The organism is Haloferax mediterranei ATCC 33500 (genome assembly GCF_000306765.2).
GTDB lineage: Archaea > Halobacteriota > Halobacteria > Halobacteriales > Haloferacaceae > Haloferax > Haloferax mediterranei.
On sequence record NC_017941.2, the window covers coordinates 1,630,749 to 1,650,937 of the forward strand.

General features: G+C 62.4%; 24 protein-coding genes. 11 read left to right on the forward strand and 13 right to left on the reverse strand.

Annotation, left to right across the window (positions count from 1 at the left end; translation table 11 throughout):
* Nucleotides 1-14 precede the first annotated feature (14 nt).
* The 3 genes from HFX_RS08380 to HFX_RS08390 form a co-directional block, all read right to left on the reverse strand.
* On the reverse strand, nucleotides 15-911 hold the full coding sequence (locus HFX_RS08380) for a hypothetical protein (RefSeq protein WP_004056690.1): 897 nt from the start codon (nucleotides 909-911) through the stop codon (nucleotides 15-17).
* Nucleotides 912-992: 81 nt separating this feature from the next.
* On the reverse strand, nucleotides 993-3,080 hold the full coding sequence (locus HFX_RS08385; protein ID WP_004056689.1) for a coiled-coil domain-containing protein: 2,088 nt from the start codon (nucleotides 3,078-3,080) through the stop codon (nucleotides 993-995).
* Nucleotides 3,081-3,290: 210 nt separating this feature from the next.
* Complete coding sequence (locus HFX_RS08390) at nucleotides 3,291-4,124, reverse strand: MBL fold metallo-hydrolase (RefSeq protein WP_004056688.1); 834 nt, start codon at nucleotides 4,122-4,124, stop codon at nucleotides 3,291-3,293.
* A 186-nt stretch (nucleotides 4,125-4,310) separates the two neighbouring features.
* Here HFX_RS08390 and HFX_RS20495 point away from each other — a divergent pair, with 186 nt between their 5' ends.
* Entirely contained in the window at nucleotides 4,311-4,433 is a 123-nt protein-coding gene (locus HFX_RS20495) for a hypothetical protein (RefSeq protein ID WP_274520004.1), read from the forward strand.
* A 123-nt stretch (nucleotides 4,434-4,556) separates the two neighbouring features.
* Complete coding sequence (locus tag HFX_RS08395) at nucleotides 4,557-5,006, forward strand: TIGR00725 family protein (RefSeq protein WP_004056687.1); 450 nt, start codon at nucleotides 4,557-4,559, stop codon at nucleotides 5,004-5,006.
* Here HFX_RS08395 and HFX_RS08400 read toward each other — a convergent pair whose 3' ends face one another.
* The 3 genes from HFX_RS08400 to dph2 all read right to left on the reverse strand — a co-directional run bounded on the left by HFX_RS08400 (nucleotide 5,007) and on the right by dph2 (nucleotide 8,373).
* Nucleotides 5,007-6,587, reverse strand: coding sequence for a DUF6293 family protein (locus HFX_RS08400; protein ID WP_004056686.1), 1,581 nt, complete (start codon nucleotides 6,585-6,587; stop codon nucleotides 5,007-5,009). It abuts the gene before it with no gap.
* Nucleotides 6,588-6,667: 80 nt separating this feature from the next.
* Nucleotides 6,668-7,234, reverse strand: a complete 567-nt coding sequence (locus tag HFX_RS08405) for a hypothetical protein (protein ID WP_004056685.1) — start codon at nucleotides 7,232-7,234, stop codon at nucleotides 6,668-6,670.
* 104 nt (nucleotides 7,235-7,338) lie between these two features.
* The gene (gene dph2 / locus HFX_RS08410; protein ID WP_014732352.1) at nucleotides 7,339-8,373 is read right to left on the reverse strand and encodes a diphthamide biosynthesis enzyme Dph2; all 1,035 of its coding nucleotides are present in this window, start codon (nucleotides 8,371-8,373) and stop codon (nucleotides 7,339-7,341) included.
* A gap of 214 nt (nucleotides 8,374-8,587) precedes the next feature.
* Between dph2 and HFX_RS08415 the strand changes: the two genes are divergently transcribed.
* From HFX_RS08415 to HFX_RS08435, 5 genes are all read left to right on the forward strand, one after another.
* Nucleotides 8,588-8,863, forward strand: a complete 276-nt coding sequence (locus HFX_RS08415; protein WP_004056683.1) for a hypothetical protein — start codon at nucleotides 8,588-8,590, stop codon at nucleotides 8,861-8,863.
* A 102-nt stretch (nucleotides 8,864-8,965) separates the two neighbouring features.
* The gene (locus tag HFX_RS08420) at nucleotides 8,966-9,619 is read left to right on the forward strand and encodes an alpha/beta hydrolase (protein WP_004056682.1); all 654 of its coding nucleotides are present in this window, start codon (nucleotides 8,966-8,968) and stop codon (nucleotides 9,617-9,619) included.
* Between the two features lie 81 nt (nucleotides 9,620-9,700).
* The gene (locus HFX_RS08425; RefSeq protein WP_004056681.1) at nucleotides 9,701-10,075 is read left to right on the forward strand and encodes a YlbF family regulator; all 375 of its coding nucleotides are present in this window, start codon (nucleotides 9,701-9,703) and stop codon (nucleotides 10,073-10,075) included.
* 159 nt (nucleotides 10,076-10,234) lie between these two features.
* The gene (locus HFX_RS08430) at nucleotides 10,235-10,852 is read left to right on the forward strand and encodes a MinD/ParA family ATP-binding protein (RefSeq protein WP_004056680.1); all 618 of its coding nucleotides are present in this window, start codon (nucleotides 10,235-10,237) and stop codon (nucleotides 10,850-10,852) included.
* Nucleotides 10,853-10,878: 26 nt separating this feature from the next.
* Entirely contained in the window at nucleotides 10,879-11,502 is a 624-nt protein-coding gene (locus HFX_RS08435) for an RAD55 family ATPase (protein ID WP_004056679.1), read from the forward strand.
* 61 nt (nucleotides 11,503-11,563) lie between these two features.
* Here the strand turns inward: HFX_RS08435 and HFX_RS08440 are convergent, their stop codons facing one another.
* Both HFX_RS08440 and HFX_RS08445 read right to left on the reverse strand, forming a co-directional pair.
* Nucleotides 11,564-11,830, reverse strand: a complete 267-nt coding sequence (locus HFX_RS08440) for a hypothetical protein (protein WP_004056678.1) — start codon at nucleotides 11,828-11,830, stop codon at nucleotides 11,564-11,566.
* A 69-nt stretch (nucleotides 11,831-11,899) separates the two neighbouring features.
* Nucleotides 11,900-12,835, reverse strand: coding sequence for an FKBP-type peptidyl-prolyl cis-trans isomerase (locus tag HFX_RS08445; RefSeq protein ID WP_049917402.1), 936 nt, complete (start codon nucleotides 12,833-12,835; stop codon nucleotides 11,900-11,902).
* 153 nt (nucleotides 12,836-12,988) lie between these two features.
* Between HFX_RS08445 and HFX_RS08450 the strand changes: the two genes are divergently transcribed.
* The 4 genes from HFX_RS08450 to HFX_RS08465 are packed head-to-tail and all read left to right on the forward strand — an operon-like array spanning nucleotide 12,989 to nucleotide 15,891.
* On the forward strand, nucleotides 12,989-13,432 hold the full coding sequence (locus HFX_RS08450) for a hypothetical protein (protein ID WP_004056676.1): 444 nt from the start codon (nucleotides 12,989-12,991) through the stop codon (nucleotides 13,430-13,432).
* A 1-nt stretch (nucleotide 13,433) separates the two neighbouring features.
* Nucleotides 13,434-14,150, forward strand: a complete 717-nt coding sequence (locus HFX_RS08455; protein ID WP_004056675.1) for a DUF7546 family protein — start codon at nucleotides 13,434-13,436, stop codon at nucleotides 14,148-14,150.
* Entirely contained in the window at nucleotides 14,147-15,577 is a 1,431-nt protein-coding gene (locus HFX_RS08460; RefSeq protein WP_231512887.1) for a hypothetical protein, read from the forward strand. The genes HFX_RS08455 and HFX_RS08460 overlap by 4 nt, the downstream gene beginning before the upstream one ends.
* A complete protein-coding gene (locus tag HFX_RS08465; RefSeq protein WP_004056673.1) occupies nucleotides 15,574-15,891 on the forward strand; it encodes a DUF7410 domain-containing protein in 318 nt (105 codons plus the stop codon). The genes HFX_RS08460 and HFX_RS08465 overlap by 4 nt, the downstream gene beginning before the upstream one ends.
* A 20-nt stretch (nucleotides 15,892-15,911) precedes the next feature.
* Here the strand turns inward: HFX_RS08465 and HFX_RS08470 are convergent, their stop codons facing one another.
* From HFX_RS08470 to coxB, 5 genes are all read right to left on the reverse strand, one after another.
* Nucleotides 15,912-16,142, reverse strand: a complete 231-nt coding sequence (locus tag HFX_RS08470) for a hypothetical protein (RefSeq protein ID WP_004056672.1) — start codon at nucleotides 16,140-16,142, stop codon at nucleotides 15,912-15,914.
* An 81-nt stretch (nucleotides 16,143-16,223) separates the two neighbouring features.
* Nucleotides 16,224-16,454, reverse strand: coding sequence for a hypothetical protein (locus HFX_RS08475; protein WP_004056671.1), 231 nt, complete (start codon nucleotides 16,452-16,454; stop codon nucleotides 16,224-16,226).
* Nucleotides 16,455-16,471: 17 nt separating this feature from the next.
* Entirely contained in the window at nucleotides 16,472-16,732 is a 261-nt protein-coding gene (locus tag HFX_RS08480) for a cytochrome C oxidase subunit IV family protein (protein ID WP_004056669.1), read from the reverse strand.
* 11 nt (nucleotides 16,733-16,743) lie between these two features.
* Nucleotides 16,744-19,359 carry a cbb3-type cytochrome c oxidase subunit I gene (locus tag HFX_RS08485; RefSeq protein WP_004056667.1) on the reverse strand — a complete coding sequence of 872 codons (2,616 nt, stop codon included), beginning with the start codon at nucleotides 19,357-19,359 and terminating at the stop codon, nucleotides 16,744-16,746.
* Nucleotides 19,356-20,183 carry a cytochrome c oxidase subunit II gene (gene coxB, locus HFX_RS08490; RefSeq protein ID WP_004056665.1) on the reverse strand — a complete coding sequence of 276 codons (828 nt, stop codon included), beginning with the start codon at nucleotides 20,181-20,183 and terminating at the stop codon, nucleotides 19,356-19,358. Before coxB ends, HFX_RS08485 begins: the two co-directional genes overlap by 4 nt.
* Between the last annotated feature and the right edge of the window lie 6 nt (nucleotides 20,184-20,189).

Below are 20,189 nucleotides of genomic sequence, written 5' to 3' on the forward strand. Positions count from 1 at the left end.
CTTTTTGCGCTCGATTAGACCGCCAGTTCGGTCTCTAACTCCGGCGACGAAATCACCCGTTTAACCGTCTCGGCTGCGGGTGTCGCCTCTGCGACGTTCTCCATCAGGACGGTCTCGCTCGGGAAGAGGTTCTCACCGAGGACCAAGCCGTGTTCGCGGGCGGTCGAACCGGTCATCGTGAGATACACGCCGAGACCGGTCTCCGCGATGGCAGCCTCTTCTTCCGGTGCACCGTTGGGGTACGCGAAGGTAACGTCGTCGAGACACCGTGTCCCGAGGACCGCCTCGACGAGTCGCTCGTATCGCGGCGAGATACACAGGTCACCCGCGTAATCGGCGACGAAGTCCCGGTCGAGGTCCGAACCCGGTGGGAGGATTTCGGGGTCCGCCATGAGCGTGTGATAGACCGTGTCCCCGAGTCCGGAGACGACCCGAACGTCGGTGTCCATCGGGTCGATACGGGAGTTCACGTCCTCGATGCTGCCGAGACCGTCAGGTCGGAGTTTGACGACCTCTTCGAGAACGAGGTCGGCGCTGTCGAACCCGAGCCCGAATTCATGGGTTCTGAGCGCTCGAAACGGCTCTTCTCGGCCGACGAGGTGGATATTCACACCGTCGAGTTCGAAGACGACGCTGTCGAAGACGATGCGCCGCGGCATCCCGTCGCGGTCGTCGCGCAAGAGTGTGTACTCCGGCGCGGTCGGGTCCGCGAGGTCGCTGTAGTCCGCGAGTCGCTCGTACACGTCATGTTCCGGATGGGTATGGCCCTTCGTGACCGACTTCTCGAATCGGAGAGTCGAGGTGATTTCGTCTGCCACCTGGGCGATGCTCTCGGTCGTGGCGAACCGTTCGAGCACCGCTTCGAGGGGGCGGCCCTTCCGCGGAACGGCGACGCGCACCGTCTCTGTCATCAACGGATGGATGTGGTGGCCCGCTAAACAGATTGCGCTTCGGGAAAACGCTGTTCGAGTGTGAAATCGAGCGACGGTCGCTTACTCGTCTACCGGTTCGCCGCCCATCCCGGTCCCGAACGCACCCGCGAGGCGTTCGCGGAAGGTTTCGAGTTCGGCGACGGTTTCGTTCAGGTCGTCGATATCGGCACGGAGGTCGTCGATGTCGTCGCCAGCGGCAACGTCTTCGATACGCTCCTGAACGTCCGAGAGGCGCGAATCGATGGATTCGCGCGTGTCGACGATATCCCCGTCGAGCGAGGCGATATCCTCTCGAATCTCTCCGACTTCGTCGTGGAGTGTCGATGCGGTCTCCTGCGCATCGGTCGTGTCGCTCTCGACGCGTTCGAGTCGGTCGGTCGTCTGGGTGAGACGATTGGAGAGTGTATCGAGCTGTTCGCGAATGGAGCCGAATTCGCCCTCGCGCTCGGAGAGCGTCGATTCGATGCTATCGAGACGGGCGGAGCCAGCCTGAATGTTCCGCGAGGCGTCTTCGAGACGTTCGTCGTAGGTATCCAACTGGTCGTCGTAGCCCTCCAGACGCGCATCGTGGCTTTCGAGCTGTTCGTCGTAACCCTCCAGCCGTTCGTCGTGTGCTTCGAGCGTTTCAGCTTGGTCGTCCAGTCGGTCGCCCTTCGAATCGAGGTCAGAAGAGAGGGCTTCGAGCCGGCCGTCGTGGTCGTCGAGGCGGCTCTCCGCATCGGCGACCTTCGATTTGACCCGTTCGCTCCGTTGGTCGACGGTGGCGATTGTCTCTTCCGCCGATTCGAGGCGCGAGGTGGCGTCGTCGACCGACTCGACGGCTCCGTCGACCATCGAGTCGAGTGCTTCGAGGTCCTCGCGGAACTCGGCCATCTCGTCGCGGAACTCGGAGACGAGTTCGTCGGCCGTGCCCTCCTCGTCGATGAACTCGGCGAGCGCGTCGGAGTACGCCGCGAGGTCTTCCATCTGCGACTGGAGTCGGCGGATGCGGACGTCGGTGCTGCGGCGGGTCTCGGCGTCGACGGCCTCACGCAGAACCTCGAGGTCCGACTCGTCCGCCGAACCACTGCGAATCTCGGCTGCGAGTGCGGAGACGAGTCCGCCCTCAGCGGCTGCAGGTGCCGAGCCTGCGCCGGCAGCGGTGGTTGTAGTGTCGGTGTCAGTCGTTGTGGCGGTGTCGGCTGTCGTTGTGGCGGCGTCGGCTGTCGTTGTGGCGGCGTCGGCTGTCACCGCATCGTCAGTCGCCGTAACGTCTTGGGTAGCGTCTTCATCCGCAGCGTTTGCGGCGTCTACTTCAGCGTCCGCGTCGCTGGCAACGTCGGGTTCTTCGAGGTGGGCGGTCACTGCCGGTGACGTGTCGTCTGCAACCGCTCGGGGACCGGGTTCGTCGGATACCGCTCCATCGTCGAGAATCTCCGCGTCGGGTGACGGCTGGGAGATAGTGTCGTCGGCGCCGACAGTGTCGTTACCTGCGTCGGCAGCGGTTTCATCGTCTGCCCCGAAAGCCGCAGCGAGGTCGTCGTCGGTCGGCGTGTCGCCAACTCGGGCGTCGCCGGTCGGGGAATCGCCAACCGGAGCGTTCCCGGTTGGTGTCTCGTCGGTCGACTGAGCTTCGGCAGCCACCTCGTCGTCCGCGTCGGCGTGTTGGTCGATGATTTCCCCCTCATCATCGTCCGTTTCCTCGTCGGCCTGAAGCGGCGCGCGGTTTCCGGCGAGCACGTCGCGCACCAATTGACTGCGGTCCTCCCCAAGGATGTCGTCGATGTCTTCGGGGTCGATACCGCCGTCGACCGGAATCCGTTCGAGCGTCGGCTCTTCGAGGAAGTTGGTGCGGTCGTGGCCGTCGGTGATTCGGATACCGTAGACCGTGACGAGTTCTTCGCCGGGTTCGAGCGTCCGCTCGTACTCGACGCGGTGGTCCTTGTAAGCGGTCCAGTTGTCGCTCTCGAATTCGGGGTGGAAACCCACGCTCTCCATCGGGAACGACTCCGGGATTCGGTCGATAACTCGGATGCGGGTCGGTTCGTCTCGCGACGAGTTGATTACGAACTTGATTGCAGGAACGGGAAACTCGTCGGCGGCGAAGGTCTTTTGGACCGTAACTTCGCCGTCCGAGACTGATGTAACCCCTTCGGACTCGCGACTCATGGCCGCCACTTTCCCGACATACATTATAAAACAACCGGGGAGAGGCAACCCAAGTCGCCGCTGTCTGCCGATTCGTCGGTCTCGAATATGCGACTGTCTGCGAGCGAGAACAGTCAGCGTGAAAGTAGGTGACGACGATGTGAGAACAAGTCGGCGCTGGAACCGAATAAAAAGAAAGCAGTAGCGGGTAGACAGGGCGGGGAGCGTAGTTTACAGGTCGACGCGGTCGCCGATTTCGACGAGTTCGAGTGAACGGGGCGCATCGAAGCTCTTTGCGTGGTGGTGCAGCACCTTCGGGTCCGAGGTCATGCCCTTCCACATATCCCAGTGCGAGGGAAGTAGTCGGTCGATGTCGAGGTCGTTCGCGGCCTCGATAACCTGATTTTCGTCGTTGTACCACTTCGTCCGAACGGGTTCGCCGGTCTGTTTGTCCGCAATGTTGGCGATGGTACCGAATGCGAGGACACCGAGGTCGATGTCGTAGCGGTCGCCGAGGTCGACGAATTCGTCGGACGGCTTGGTGTCGCCACCGTGGAAGAACGTCCCGGACTCGTGTTCGAAGACGTACGAGACGGGATGGGTCGCATCGGGGTCGTAGGCGGGTTCGACGTGAACCGTAAACTCGCCGATTTCGATAGTGTCGCCCTCCGTAACCTCCTCGAACTGGTCTTCAGAGAGGTCGTAATCGTCCAGCCACGCCTCGTCGTCGTAGGCGACCGAAAGTGAGTCGTCGGGGGCGACGAACGTCGCGCCCGTGTTTTCGAGGATTGGCGCTTGACTCGGACCGTGGACGTGGTCAGTGTGTTCGTGCGTGGCGAGGACCGCATCGGCCTCGGTCACGTCCTCGGGGTCGAACGGAACCGGAACCATGCGGACCGTCCGCGGCGGGTCGCCGAGTCCGACGTAGGGGTCGATAAAGACCGTCGTTCCCTCACTTCCCTTGAGTACGAAGCCGTTGCAACCCAGATACCAGATGGCAACCGTCTCGGGGTCGGCCGATTCGACCGCCCGCGGGAGCCAGTCACTCCAGTCGCTGACTGTCATAGAGACGACTCCTTGTGCCGGGAGACTAAGCGTTGCGTTCTCGGCGATAGAAAAACAGGACGAAAGCGCGTCTCCGATTACCAATTACTGACAACCTATGTCACAATAGACTACCGCCATATATTGGTAGTATAAGGTTCTACCCCGGCAAACTATTTAGTGGATGCACCCGTCGTTGGAGACATCATGTCAGGCGCTCATAAGCAGACGGCAGATTTCTCGTCGATGGCCCAGACGATGCGTGCGTGTTCCACGTGGGAGCCGGTTTCCCCCCTCGACGACGACGCACAGCGAACAGACGATTACTAACGCGAGTTTTTCCGTCGACTTCGACCGTCCCAGTCGAATCGCCCTCGATTTTATACGCGATGGAGCAGAGCTACCTCCTGTGATACGCTTCGAAATGAAGTCTTCGCGCGAGAGGGCGAATCCGTGCGCGTGAGTGTTATCGGCGGGAGCACCGTTCCCACGCCGATAGAGTCCCTCGCAGAAGACGTCGGCCGACTCCTCGCACAGCGCGGCCACACCGTCGTTTGCGGCGGACTCGGTGGCGTGATGGAGGCTGCGTGTCGCGGTGCGAAAGACGCCGGCGGGACGACTATCGGAATCCTGCCGGGTGAGGACCGAGACGAGGCCAACGAGTTCGTCGACCTGCCTATCGTAACCGGTCTCGGACACGCGAGAAACGCGCTCGTCGCGATGAACGGCGATGCAGTCATCGCCATCGACGGGGCGGGCGGAACGCTCTCAGAGATTGGTTACGGGAGTGTGTTCGACCGACCAATCGCCGGTCTCAAAACACAGCAGGTCGGGGCGCTCGACGGGTTCAAGTCGTGTGAAACCCCGGAAGAGGCGGTCGAGTTTATCGAACGCGAAGCGTAGTCAGTCGAGGTCGCGCTCGACGCAGTCGCGGAGTACGTCGTCGACGACGGTCTCACAGAAGGATTCCCAGTCGGTAGTCTCGCCCCAGAGTTGCCCCGCATCGGACGGTTCGAGCGCATCTCGACCGTTCCGCCGCTCGCGCGTACGAACATAGCCGTTCGCACAGAGTGCCTCGACAGCAACATCGAGACGCGGGCGCAGCGCGTTCGACAATCGTTTTTCGAATCGGTCGCCTTCTTCGCTATTCCGAGCGATGCGCACACAGAACGATTCGAACGACGACCACGAGTCTTCGTCCCGTGCGCCAGCGACGATACCGTGGTGTTCAGCGCGCTCGCGGAGATTCGCGGCAACCGCACGTCGGGTTCGGGGGCGCGACCGTGGCGGGCCGGTCGCCAACACGTGAAGCACGGTCGCTTCGAGGTCGCCGAGCGGTGAGAGCGTGTGACTTTCGAGCGTCAGCGTCGAGTCCCCGCCCACAAGTCCGTTTTCGTCGATTTCGGCGAGTCGGGTTCTCACCTCGTCGGCTCGGCGAACGAGTTCGTCCGTCGTCTCCGAAACCGGTTCCGCGGCGGACGAGAGGTGCATCCGCGCGTCGAGATACGCGTCGAGGTGCGCTTCGAATCGGTCGAGCGAGTCGAAAAGCGAGATAGTCGCCTCGTCTTCGAACTTCCCGAAGCGGGCCTCACAACTCGTTCGGAAGCGAGCGAGCAGTTCGTGTGGGTCGTCTTCGACCGGTGAGAGTAGTTTCGTCTCGGCGTCGAGCCACGATTCGAGAGCGTCGAGAACCGCATTCGGGTCGCGCGTGTCGGACGGGTCAGGACGCGGTTGGTCGGTTTCAACGAGGTCCACGAGCTGCTCGCGGGCGCGGCCGACGTAGGAAGTCATGGCACCGAGCGGGGAGCCATCCCTCGAACTCGAAACGCGTGCGGGTCGGCTCTGACGCTGCCCGCGAGACTCACCGCTCGCCTCGGCAAGCGCGTGGCGAAGGTCGGACAGTGCGATACGAAGCGGTTGGGCGACGGCCGCGGCCGCCGGACCGTCGGCGACACGCTGAAATTCGGACAGTGCCGAAGCAGCGGTCTCCGCTTCTCCGACGAGACCGCGGAGGTCCGAAATAGCGGCGAGGTCACGGCGGTCTGTGGCCGGGACGGTCAGGATAGTGATAGTCGCGCGGTCAACCTCGCCGCCGTCGACGAGGGCCGTTCGTGCGGCGTAGAACGCAGCGGCGACCTGTGGTGGTGCGCTGGCGAGGTTCACGTGAACGTTGCTATCAGTGGTCGTCTCGCGCAACAGGCTGGTCGTTGCGGCGTACAACTCTGTGAACGGCGCATCGAACGGAAGTCGTGTTTCGTCGACGGTGGCGTCGTGACGCCGAGAGAGTTGCTCGATAACGGTCTTGGCGACGTGTGCACTGGTCCGCGGAGCACCAGCTGCACAGTCGTCCGGGTCGCGACCCTGCTCGGGGTCGGCCTCGTCACGGACCAGACGAACCCGGTCGGCGTCGAAGTCGCCGGCTTCGAGCGGGGTGACGACCCGCTGGACGTCGAGTCCAAGGACGGAAAGGTGGGTCGTCGGCATCTATCTGTCTCATTCGCTACCGGTACCCTGAATGTTGTGGTGATTTCCCCGGCTGTCGTGGCAAAAATTAGTTTTTGGTGTCAGGACAGGGATAGATACGCGTTACGACTGACGACACCGAGTCCGAGTAGGTTAACAATGAACAGGACGAGCGCACCGAAAACAGGAATAATCGAGAGGAACGCGGTTCCAACTGCGCCGACGACGAGCGCCACGCCGAGCGATGGAGAACGCCCCGTAACCGGAGTCACGACGATAGACCCGAACAAGACAGTTGCAACGGCACTGCCGACAACGATTAAGATCACGAATGCCAGAGACTCCAGCAGCACGAGGAGGATGCCGAGAAGCGGGATTAAGGAGCTCGCAATAATTCCAATCACCACTGCGACAAGGATACCGAAACCCCAGGCAATCGACCGACCGGGAGCGCTCCGGACTTCAGCTATCGAGCCGCGGGTGTACTCGGGGGCGGCGGCGACGAGAATCCCACCGACGACGAGATTGATGGCGAAGTTGACACCAGCACGGGCCATCGGTGAGATTTCTGGTGTAGACCCGAAGTTCTGTGCGGCGGCCGTCCCCGCGAGCGCGAGAACGCCGAGGAGGCTCAGGAGGGTTGGAAGTGATTTTCGTGGAGGGACCATGAATGACCGTGAATGGGCCGACGGCATAGGTATTCTGTTTGATACGTCTTGAAAACGAGAGAGAAGTCAGAACGGAGTCCCGGAGCGAGAGACGCCCGGTTATCTTACCACGTACCGTGGAAGGTGTCGAACTCGAGCGAGTCGAGAGGTTCGTCGCCGACGGCGATGCGGTACTCCTGCGGTGTGAGCATCGGCTTGTGGAAGCGCGGGCCGTCGTCGGTCGTGATGCGCGGGCACCCCGTGTTGACGAACGCGTCCATGTCGAAGTTACGCAGGCGGTCCGGCGTCACCTCGTCCATGGTAATGAGATAGGCGTTTTCGTTGTCTTCGAGAATCTTCTCAGCGATTTCCATGCGACCCTGACCGATTTTGGTGCAGAAGATGACGCCCCACTTTTCGGCGTCCATCGCCTTGTGAACCGAGGCGTAGCGCTGCTTCATGAACTTCCGCGTGTCGGCGATAGTGACGACATTGTTCACGGGGTCGGCGATGACGACGTTCTTTTCGGGGTGCTCCATGGCGAGGCCGAGCGGGTGGAACTTGCCGCCGCCGACGTAGAGCACGTTGTCCGCGGGGATGTCCGCAGAAGCGTAGTTGCAGCCGAGCACCTGTCCTTCGTAGGTGAGGCGGTCGTCGCCCTTGCGGGTCTGGACGGTGTAGCCGCGCTCTTCGAGCCAGTCGCACATGTCCTCGAACCGGTTCATATGCTGGGCCGTGGTGACGAGACCGACCTCGTCGCCTTCGAGTTCGTCGAGGGCGTCCTCCATGATGGGGAACGGGTCGACGTTGGAGAAAAGCGGGACGTAGATAATCTTGTCAGACTCCTTCATCGGCGAGTGGCCGAAGTGGGCGAACACGTCGGTTCGGCGCATGAGGTAGGTGTCAAGGTCGCACGCGCCGTAACACGGCTGTCCCGAGAGCATGAACGTCACGTCGTCGTCACAGAGCTGTCGGAGGTCGTCGGCGACCGCCGGGCCGCGGCGCTTCAGTCCTTCGGGGAACTGCAGACCGACGCGCTTGGCGTCTCGTTCTTCGATAGCTTCGACGATGCGTTCGAGTTCGTAGTCCCACTCCCGGTCGTGCTTGAGCGACATCCCGGTATTTCGAAGGTCTCCCTCCGAGGAGGCGTCCTGACTCATTGAAGCCCCCTAACGGACGAAGCGGTTTAACGACGGTGTTTTCCCACGATTGAGCGTCACACACCCGCACACAGACGGGTTTCATCGAAATGTCGTGACCGCGGGGCCGGCTGAGCCGACACGCTCCGAACGTAACCGACGTACTCCACACGCTCGTGCAATCGTCTCGTCACCCCCCGGAGGTGATTACCGATATGGTAACATATCAAAGCACATGTCACACGACACCAATGAACATGATGATAGCACCGAGCACAGCCACGAATCCATCGATGCCGAACATATCCACGAAGCGACCAGTGGCGAGCCACTAACCGAATGTCCGGCCTGCGGAAAACCCATCGAGGGTGTGGACGACCTCGAACGCGGTGAGACGGTCCCCGAAATAACCTCGATGGAGAAGCGCAGCGTCATGGTCGGACGGAAGTCGAACGACCTCTGGATGTGTGAAGGATGCGGAGCAACTCTCGGTGTTCGCATTCGAGATTAATTCCTGAGTAGGCATCCCATAACGGGCAGAATTGGACTGGTGTCACCCGGTTACACTCCCGCCACTCGGGGGTTGAAGCCGAACGACGGCTTACTCCCATTCATGACTGAGATTCCACTCGAACACGTTCACGTCGAACCGTCGGAGCCGGGTGATGGGCCGGGGCCTGCGGTCGTGTTGCTCCACGGTCGCGGGTCGAACGAACAGGACCTACTCCAGATTTCACGGCGATTTCCCGACCACCTTCACGTCGTGAGTCTTCGCGCTCCCGACGAGCTACAAGGAGGGTACACGTGGTACGACCTCGACCTCTCCGCGGGCGGGCTTCACCAGAGTCAGCCCCACGCCGAACAGTTCGAGCGGTCGCGCGAACTCGTACGCGAGTCCATCGAGGGGGCTATCGCCGAGTACGACCTCGACCCCGAACGAATCGGTCTGCTCGGGTTCAGTCAGGGGGCCATCGCCAGTCTCTCGCTCCTGCTCGACGACCCCGACGACTACGCATGGGTCGTTGCTCTCCACGGCTATCTGGCCGAGTCGCACGCCGACCTCGACCCGGATGGAGTTTCCGGGAAGCCTGTCTTCATCGGTGCGGGTGAGATGGACCAAATCATCCCGGCATCACGAGCAGAACGCGCCGCCGACCGACTTCGCGAACTCGGCGCGGACGTGACTTCGAACGTGTATCAAGTCCCCCACGGTATCGGACCAGACGAGTTGGCCGACGTCGTTTCATTCGTGGAAACACAGGTCTGAAACCCGTGTACTTCGCCCTTCAGCAACCCGCGCACTTCGCCCTTCGGCAGGTTGAAACCGTTTGACGCCTAATCCGCGACTATGAGCACGCAGACGACGCGGCTCGAAGAACTCGGGCGCGAACTCGGCGAAGCCATCGCCGACCATCCGAAGTACGAAGCGTACGAGGAGGCGAAGGCGGCCGTCGAAGCCGACGACGAGGTACAAGAACTCATCACCGAGTTCAATCGACTCCGCGAGGAGTTCAACGTGGCCCGTCAGATGGGTGAGGCAACACAGGAGGGCCTCCAGAAGGTCCAAGCCGCCCAAGAGGAACTCCACTCCAAACCCGTGATGGAGGAGTATCTCCTCGCGCAGGCCGAACTGGTCGGCGAGTTGGAAAAGGTGAACGAGGCTATCTCCGAGCCGCTTTCGGTCGATTTCGGCGGCGAAGCCGGCGGTTGCTGTCACGACTGATAGGGACTGTCGTCTCGGCGCAGCCGACCCTTCGTTCCTCGGTTCTCCGCACCGTAGTTTCGCCATCTTACCTCAGCTTCGCCGTTCTGTACTTCGTGTTCTCCAGACCACACCGCGTTCGCCGTAGATTCAAATACCAAACCGGGACCATCCCGGACTATGTTGGCAATCGCGGGCGGTAAGGGCGGCAGCGGCAAGACCACCACGACACTCGGACTGGCGAGTGCGCTCGACGGTCCCGTTCTCGCGGTCGACGCCGACAGGGACATGCCGAACCTGCACACCATGGCCGGAGTCGAACGCCGAAACAAGGCAGAGACAAGCGGTGTCGTTCTCGAACCGGACGTTCACCCGCACCCGACTGACCCGACAGTCTCGGTACTTCCGGCCCCGAGCGGAACCGACGACGATGCCTTCGAGCGATGGCTGGAGTCGGTCGCAGCAGACGACCGAACCACGGTCGTCGACTGTCCGGCCGGAGCGGGACCCGACGCCGCAACACCGCTCCGCGTCGCCGACGGCGTCATCGTCGTCACGTCGTTGTGTGCACCGGCGCTCCGCGACGCGGCCAAGACGGCGGCGATGGCGCGCACGCTCGGAACACCAGTCGTCGGATGTGTGGTCACGCGCGCGCGAGTAGCCCCGGAGGCAGTGAGCGACCTCATCGGCGCGCCGATGCTGGGAACGGTCCCGGACGAAGCGTCTCCAGTGCTCACTCAACCGACAGTTCAGTCCGCCTATCGTCGGATTGTAGACAATATTTCGGGGAAGAAGTAATATGAGTGAATGTCTTAGCCACGGGCATGTCTCGACTGGCGACCGGTATCGATATTCTCGACCGTCAACTCGACGGTGGGATTCCGGCGGGGAGCATCGTCCTCCTCACGGCCGACCCGGCCAGCCAGTCCGAACTCTTCTTGTACGAACTGACGACCACCCGTGGGACGCTGTGGCTTACGACTCTGCGCTCCGAAGTCGCCGTCGAGGATGCACTCGAGCGATGCCCCGGCCCGACGGGAAACCCGACTATCCGTAATGTGGGCGGTGATGCACCGCTCGACACGGCGAACAAACTCGTGCGCGACCTCCCAGAGAGGGCGAACCTCATCATCGACGTGGTCGATATTCTCGAACGAAACGAGGGGCCGCGCTACCGAAAATTCCTCAACGTCCTCCAGACGCATATGGTCAATACGCGTGGACTCACCATTCTCCACGGTCTCAAAGGCGAGACAGTACCCGATAACCGCGACCTGACGGAGCACATGGCCGATATCGTGTTCGACCTCGACACGAACATCGACGGCTCGGAGATAGAAAATCGGCTTGCGGTTCCAAAATTCCGCGGCGGTCGGGCGCTCGACGAGACCATCAAACTTCGACTCGCAGAGCGGGTTTCGGTCGATACCAGCCGTGACATTGCCTGAATAGGAGGACGAAACCGCTGGGCCGACGATTGGCTGGCGACGCCGATAGTCACCCGGCGATTCAGAACGCGAAGAATCCGAACGTGCCGAGCGTGACGACTGCGATGAGTGCCATCCATACGCGCGCCGAGAGCGCCGCGCCACGGCTAAAGACGTACGCGAAGTACGGAGCGAGCGGAGAGAGACGGTAGACAAGCGAAACTTCGACGTTAGCACCGTATTTGAGTGCCAGCGTCAATACGACGGTACAGAGACCGGCGACGAGTGCGACTTTCACGTCGGTGAAGTCACGGAGGTCGTGCGTCGCGGCGTCGTCTGGCGAAGCCATAGCTACGAAGCGGTCGGAAGGCGAGTATCAAGAAGCCGCCGATTCACGAGGAGCGGCGGGGATGCTCGCTTACTCTTCGTCCGCGTCGTCGAGTTCTGCGGCGAGTTCGTCGGCGTCGATGTCGACGTCCTCGATTGCCTCTTCGATGTCAGCGCCGCCTGCGCCGCCCATCATACCACCGAGACCGCCCATGCCGCCCATGCCGCCTTCGATGGTTTCCTGGACGATGACGCGGTCGATGTCGAGACGCTGCATGATGTCCTGCGCAATCTGCTGCTTCGAGAACATCCACTGCTGGTTCATCGTCATCTGCGGCGTCGCCTCGATGTAGAGCGTGTCCTTCTCGACGGTGACGGTCTCCGTCTCGGGTTCGGCGTCTTCGTCTTCCTCGTCGTCGGACTCGACAACCTGCTCTTCTTCGACTTCGTCGGTCTGGACCCAGACCTCAGGAGCCTGCTGGAGGTACATGCCGAGCAGGCCGGAGGCCTGCTCTTCGCGGTCGTCGACAAGGTCGAGAACCTCGTACTCGTATTCGAGGTCCTTGCCCGCGAGGGGGTGGTTGAAGTTGACGCGGGCGCGGCCGCCGATGATGGTCTCGAGGCGACCCTGCTCGCCGTCGATGGTGACCTGCGCACCGGGGTAGCGGTCGTCCTCGTCGATCTTGTTGGCGCTGACCGTGCGCACCTCGTCCTCGTCGTACTCGCCGAAGGCGTCGGCGGCCGGGATATCGACTTCACCCTCGTCACCGACTTCGGCACCCGTCAGGGCGTCGTCGACCTCGGGGAAGACGTGACCGGCACCAACGATAACGACGCGAGGCTCGAATTCGTAGCCCTCGACGTCGATTTCGGCCTCTTCGGCCACTTCTTCACTCGTGGTGTCGACGACGTCGCCGTCTTCAACCGTCCGAACCGTGTACGCGAGGCGAACGAAGTCGCCGTCCTGAATACCGGACTCGACCTCTTCATCGACCTGCTCGGCCTCCGCCTGCTGTTCGTCACTCATACACGCTACGTGACTCGTGCGACCCTTAAGAATCACGTTTCGCCGGCGGGACGTTTCGACACGGACGCCCATCGTAAAATCGACCCCGAGACCCTGTGTGCGGCGAATCGTTTATATCAGTGTCAATAGTTATAATACTAGTGGTGTGTTCACATGGCACAGACAGTCTTGTTCGTCGGGTTTCTCCTCGCGGTCGTACTGCTGGCGCTCATCGTGCTCTTCACCGCTCGGGGGTGGCGGCACTACACTGTCAGCGCCGTTCCTGCCGGAGGCGGTCCGAGTCAAAGCACCGACAGGCAGTGGTCTGACGACCCGACGGTACTGTCGCTCATCTTCCTGCTCGTCGCGCTCGGCTTCGGCGCGGTTGCAGTGTTGTTCATCGGCGGAAGCGGAATCCCAGAGGGAGTGACGAACGCTGCGGGCACCACTCTCATCGTCGCTACGGTCACCGTCACCGTTGCCTACCTCTTTTACGGGACGTACCACGCCGCACGGGGAAGGGGGCTAAAGCGGTCACAGGCGGCGCTCGCGGGGTCGTGGGTACTCGGATTACTGTTCACTATCGGCGTCACACTCCGACTGTTGGGTCTTCTCTGAGATGGCACTACCCTACAGCAGTCGCACCGACGCTCGACAGATTCCGACGGCGTGGTGGCTCGCGGTACTCGGTTGGTTCGAAGTACTCGCCGTCGCCGCGTACCTCCACGCCGCGCCAGTCCGTGTGGACAGTCTGCGATACGTCCTCTATCCGTTTATCTGGATAAACGTCGGCGTCGTGGCCGTCCTCTGGACGGACCTCCCGAAAACAACCCGCCGCGTCCGACTCGGTGCCGGTGCCGTCGCCGCCGCATACTTCCTCGTGCTCGCGTTTCTCGCGGGGTTACTCTCCGTGAACCTCGGTGCACTCGTTGGTGGTGGGCACGTTCACACCGCCGGACGCGTCGCTGGTCACGCCGCAGGCTGGCAGTTCTCGCTCGGTGCGCCGGGATGGGGGCCGCGAGTCGGCTACGCCGGGGAGGTCGTGTCCGCAACCTTCGTTCCCTACCGCGTCGTCGGCTACCTCGCGCTCTCGTACCTCGTCTACGCCGCCGTCCTCGACACGGCTCGGACAGCGCTTTCAGGTGCGTTGGGACTGGTATCGTGCGTCGGATGTACGTTCCCGCTCGTCGGCGGTCTCGCTGCGGGCTTGGCCGGCGGAACTGGCATCGTGAGCGCACTTCGCGCCCTCTCGGTCGACGTTTCGACAGTGGTGTTCGTTGTTGCGGTGGCCGCGCTCGTGTTCGGACCAGCGGCGATGGGACGGTCACAACGATGAGTCGCAACCCGACATCGTGGGCAGCGTCACGGTCAGCAACGAATTCGGTGCTACAGCGCGTTCTCACCGCGCTCACGGTGCTGGTGGTTTCGCTCGTCATTCTCGTCCAACCGGTTGCTGCGCACGCTGGGTCGCTCGCCGGGTCGCTCCAGTCCGCTCCCGCGCCGTTCTGGCTCGTCGTCGTCTCCGGCGGCGGCGTCGTCTGCGTCTCGTTTCTCCTCTCGGCGTTCGTCACTGACGATGAGACACTCGACGTGTTCACCCGATTCGGCGTCCGCGTCGACAGGTCGGTGAAATTTGTCGGAGCGGCAGTCCGCCTTTTCGGAGTCGCTGCACTCGGTGCCGTCATCGGATTCGCACTGGTTGGACCGACCGTTGCAATCGCAAACCTCGGCGTCCTGCTCGTCTGGGTCGGCTGGTGGGCGGGGTTCACCATGCTGACGTACCTTGTCGTGGACGTGTGGCCGCTCGTGAACCCGTGGCGGACGCTCGCGTCGGAACTGCACCGCCGGGTTCGGGCGGTCCGTCGCGCGTCCCGCCCGTATCCGTCTCGCATCGGGGCGTGGCCGAGCGTCGTCGGACTGCTCGGACTCGTCTGGCTCGAAGTCGTCAGCCCGCTCGCCGCGAATCCGCGGTCGCTTGCGGCCGTTGTCATCGCCTACTCCCTCGTGACCATCGTCGGTGCGGCCGTCTACGGTGATTCGTGGTTCCAACACGTCGACCCGGTAGCTCGCGTCTTCCGATTGTACGGTCTCCTCGCACCGGTACAACGAACCGGCGACGGACTCTCGGTTTCCTTCCCCGGGTCGTCGCTGGCGCGCTCCCGAGAGAAGTTCGGCACCGACGACGTGGCGTTCGTCGTCGCGCTCCTGTGGGTGACGACCTTCGACGGGCTGGTCTCGACCGTCGCGTGGAGTCGTGTCCTCGACGCCGTGGCACCGGTTCCGGCGTGGGCCGTGAATTTCATCGCCATCCTCGCCGGCTTTCTCGCGTTCTTCGCCGGCTACCGGTTCGCTTCTCGCACCGCTCGGCGAAGCGCCGACACGTACGTGACGGCCGAGTTCATCGCCGGATGGTTCGCACCCGCGCTCGTCCCCATCGCGGCCGGGTACCATCTCGCGCATTTCCTCGGGTACGTCGTCGGTCTCGCGCCGGTGCTGGCGACAGTCGCGCTCAGCCCACTGTCGCCGCCGGCGAATATCTCGGTTCTCACCGTGCCCGCGTGGTTCGGCGGCCTCCGACTCGCGTTCGTCGTGCTGGGACACTTGCTGTCGGTCTGGGTGGCGCACACCCGCTCGTTTGACGTGTTCCCCGGTCGGCTGCAACCACTCCGAAGCGAGTATCCCTTCGTCGTCGTCACGGTCTGCTACACGATGGCGAGTCTGTGGGTCGTCGCGCAACCGACCGTCGGGGGTGTTGCAGGATGAGTGCACACGATGGCAGGCCGTCGTCGGCCGACGAGCATCGCCGAGCGGTCAGCCCAGAAACAGCCGTTCCCGACGACGAGACTCCCGCTGCGACCTGCCCGTACTGCGCCCGCCCGTTTCGACAGGCTCGGCTTTGCGACCTACACGTCGGTGAGATGCACGAACAACGTTCCGAGGAAGAAGACGCCGCCTACCGAGACGCCGTCGAGGCCGAAGACGAGGACCTCTTCCGGTATCACCTGAAGGTCGCCGGCGCGCTGGGGGTCGTCTTCACGGCGCTGTTTCTGCTCGCAGTCGTCGGCTTCAGTCTGTGAGTCGAGCGGCAGTACGGTATTCACGCCTCCATCTGTTCGTGCTCGTGTTCACCGGCCGTCCCCGACTCGCCCGATGGCTCGGGCAGGCGCATCACAACCGCGGTGAGCACGCCGACACCAACCAGTGCGATACCGCCACCAATCGCGATTATGAGTTCGGATGCACCGGCCGCCTCCGAGATGAGAAGTACTGCGAGTCCGACGACGACAGCACCGAACGCGATTGCGAGCGCGAGCGAGTTCTGTTTCATGTTCAGTGTTACCATTCCGATGTCAAAGAAAGTATGCGCGTTTGCGGGACAGCGTGGGGGATTCGAATGCGATATCGTCGGTCAGGCAGTATTTTCGCCGCCTCTCGCCGCGGCAACGACCAGCGCGAACACCGCGAGTGCGATGACGAAACCGGGGCCGACGACGAGCGGTTCTGTGAGACGGCCGGGGACGACGCGGGTCATCATGACAGTCACGCCGACGCCGACGGGGACCGAAAACAAAAGCGCGTAGGCGACTGCGACGAGCGTCGGCGTCGAGTGGTCGGCGTCAGCGTCGGCACCGGCGTCCAAATGGTTCCCGGACACGGTTACAGGAGCGAGTACGATGCCGCGAGGGTGAGCGCCAACGCCGCCGCGAGACCGATACTGACGAGGTACGTCAGCGAGCGCGGTTCGAAGCGGAGGTGCTGGAAGTACGCCGCGACGAGCACCGCCTTCCCCGCCGAGAGGACGATGATGATGCCGAAGGCCGTCCAGTAGTTCAGCCCCGCGAACTCGACGAGCACCTGAATCGTCGCCGAGACGAACAACACCACGTAAATCGCCGTGTAGAGTTTTGTGGACACCATTTTCGGTTACCTCACAGGATGTAGAACAGCGGGAAGAGGAACAGCCAGACGATGTCGACGAAGTGCCAGTAGAGACCGAAGTACTCCACCGAACGGCTGTCTTCGAGGTACGCGCCTCTCCATGCGCGTGCAGTCAGATACAGTGCGATGACGAGTCCCGCGATGACGTGGGCGGCGTGAAGCCCGGTCGTGAGGAAGAACGTCGAAGACCGGACGTTCGTCGAGAGCCAGATTCCCTCGTGGAAGAGGTGCTGCCACTCCAGTCCCTTGTTGACGAGAAAGCCGATGCCGAGGACGAACGTCGCTCCGAGGCTCGTCACGAGAGCCAGCTTGTGTTTCTTCTCCGCCGCGACGAGCGCGAGCACGACGGTGAAACTGCTCGTAAGCAGGATGTAGGTGTTCACGAGGCCCGGTATCGGGTCCGACGGAATCGGCTCCCATCCGGTCCAGCCGAAGGCGAATCGGGTGAAGACGTACGCCCCGATGAAGCCGCCGAACAGCACCACGTCGGAGGCGAGGAATATCCACATCCCGACTTTGCCGTTGTCGATGCCGGAGAAGGGCCACGCCTCTCCTTCCTCGAAGACCGGGCCGTGGAACGGCTCTAAGCCCATGGCGACGAGCGACCCGAGCGTGACGCCGCCGCCGACGACCGCCGTGGTCGCGTAGGCTGCGCCGGTCATGCCAGTTGGGAACGTCGCTTCTTGGAGCGGCGAAAGCCCGAGGAGGACGAGGAACGCACCCAGTGAGAGCACGAACGGCCAGATACTCGCGTGGCTCGGCCCCTCGACATCGGCTGTCTCCATCGTGGGCTCGTACTCCGTCGTGACCGCCGTGTGCGGCGAGGTTGCGACGCCGCCGTCTGACGCTGTCGTCCCGCCGTCCGACGTTGCAGTCCCGCTCCCGTCTGTGGCTGTAGCGCCGTCGCCCGACGTGTCCGGTTTTCGGTCGCGGATGAACGAGAGATGGCCGTCGCGGTAGGTCGGCGTTCCCTCGAAGTTCTCCAGCGGCGGCGGCGACGACACGGCCCACTCCGCGGTGGTCGAGTACTCCCACGGGTTGTCTGGCGCGGGGTCGCCGACGAAGGCGCTCTTGAACAGATTGTAGAACATGATGAGAAAGGACAGGCCGAGGACGAACCCGCCGACGGTGGCGAGTTGGTGCCACGGGGCGAGTTCGGGCGCGTAGTCGAAGACGCGCCGCGGCGTCTCCCACGCGACGAAAAGCGGGAAGTACAGCAGGTTGAATCCGACGAAGTAGACCGCGAAGTGGAGTTTTCCGAGGAACTCGTCGTACATCCGCCCGGTCATCTTCGGGAACCAGTAGTAGAGGCCGCCGATGAGCGCCGTGACCCCGCCGACCATCACGTAGTGGAAGTGCGCGACGACCCAGTAGGTGCCGCGGAACTCGTAGTCGAGGACGACCGCGCCGAGGAAGACGCCGGTGATGCCGCCGATGATGAACAACAGGAGCGCGCCGAAGACGAACAGGAACGGCGTGGTGAAGCGTATCCGCCCCTTCAGCATGGTGTAGATGAGCGCGAACACCATCAGGTCGAACGGCAGCGAGATACCGATGGTGGTTATCATAAACAGCGTCTTCACCTGGAGGTTGATGCTCGTCAGGAACATGTGGTGCATCCAGACCGCGAAGCTCTGGATGGCGACGAGGACCATGGCGATGATGAACCACTTCCGGCCGACGATGCGGCGACCCGTGAACGTCTGGAACACCTCGGCCATGACACCGAGCGCCGGGAAGAACACGATGTACACCTCGGGGTGGCCGAAGAACCAAAACAGGTGCGTCCAGAGGAGCGCCCCCGCGGGAGATTCCATCGCGAAGTAGGTCGTCCCGAGAAGTCGGTCCGACGACAGCACCAAGAGCGCGGCCAGAAGCGCCGCGAAGGCGAAAAGCATCATCCAGACCGTCAGGAGAATCGTCCAACTGAAAAGCGGCATATTACGGAGCGTCAACCCCTCGGCACGCATCCGATGCATCGTCGTCAGGAAGTTGACTGACGAAACGGTGACGGAGGCGACGAACAAGACGAGCGCCAGCACTGCGGTCGAGGCCCCGACATCCGGCGTAAACGTCGGGACGCTCAACGGCGCGTACATCGTCCAACCCCCGGAGAACGTCCCCCCTTGGAAGAACGAGGCACCGAAGAGAATGCCGGAAAACAGATACAACCAGTAGCTTAGTGCGTTCAGTCGGGGGAACGCAAGGTCTTTTGCACCCAGTTGGAGCGGAACGATGTAGTTGGCGAAGCCGAAGGCAAAGGGCGACAGGAACCAAAAGACCATCAGTAGCCCGTGCGCCGAAACGGCCTGATTGTACGCGAGCGGCGCGAGAATCGTCTCGGCCGGCGCTCGCGGGACCAACAGTTGGATGCGCATCAACCACGCGAGGACGCCGCCGAGCACGAGGAAGAAAAGCGACGTGACGATGTAGAGAATCCCCACGTCCTTGTGATTCGTCGTGACGAACCAGCGTTTGATGCTCCCGGTCCCCGGGAAGTCGTGGCCGTGGTCGTGGTCGTCGTCGACACTCGCCTGCCCCGAAGCCACGGCTTCATCGTCGGTTACTGTGCCACCGTCAGTTCGTTCTGGGTTCGTATCGCTCATGACGACACCGTGGATACTCGGATGTTAGTCGTACTCTCGGCTGGCTGGGTGCTGTTGTCTGTATTCTCGACAGACTGAGTGCTGTTCGCACTCCCGGATGATTGGGTGCTGTTCGTACTCTCAACTGACTGGGAACCATTCGTACTCTCGTACCACTCCTGGTACTCGTCAGGCGGCATGACGATGACCTCCGCGGACATGTACGAGTGGCCCGCGCCGCATAGCTCGTAACACTCTGCAGTGTAGGTCCCCGGCTCGTCGGCGGTGAACCACGTCTCCGTCTCTTGGCCGGGTATCGCGTCGGATTTGACGCGCAACTCCGTGATACCGAAGTTGTGGAACACGTCCGCTGAAGTCAGTGTCAGTCGGATGGGCGTGTCGGCTGGAACCCTGAGAACGCCATCTGTGGTGTGCCCGTTCGGATACGTAAAGCGCCACCCGAACTGATAGCCCTCGACTTCGACATCCAACGACTCCTCAGCAGACGGTCCCTCTTCGACGTACAAAAGCGTCAGATACGTCCACGAAATCAACGAGATAACGATAATCATGCTCATGAAAAACGAGGTGAACAACTTCCGACCGCCGCCGCCACCCGACGGAAGTTCACCGAGGGAAGGCCGACGTTCGTCGTCGACCGTTCCATTTCCCGAACCGAATCGGTACTTGTAGGCGTTATACAGCATGTACCCCACGACGACGACACCGACGAGGGTTCCGAGAAGCAAGAACACCTCGAAGATGCTATCGAAGACGACCGCACGCGTTCCCCTCGGAACGAGACCACTCTGAAGCGAAAGCGAGCTACCGAATACGTGTTCCATGACCAT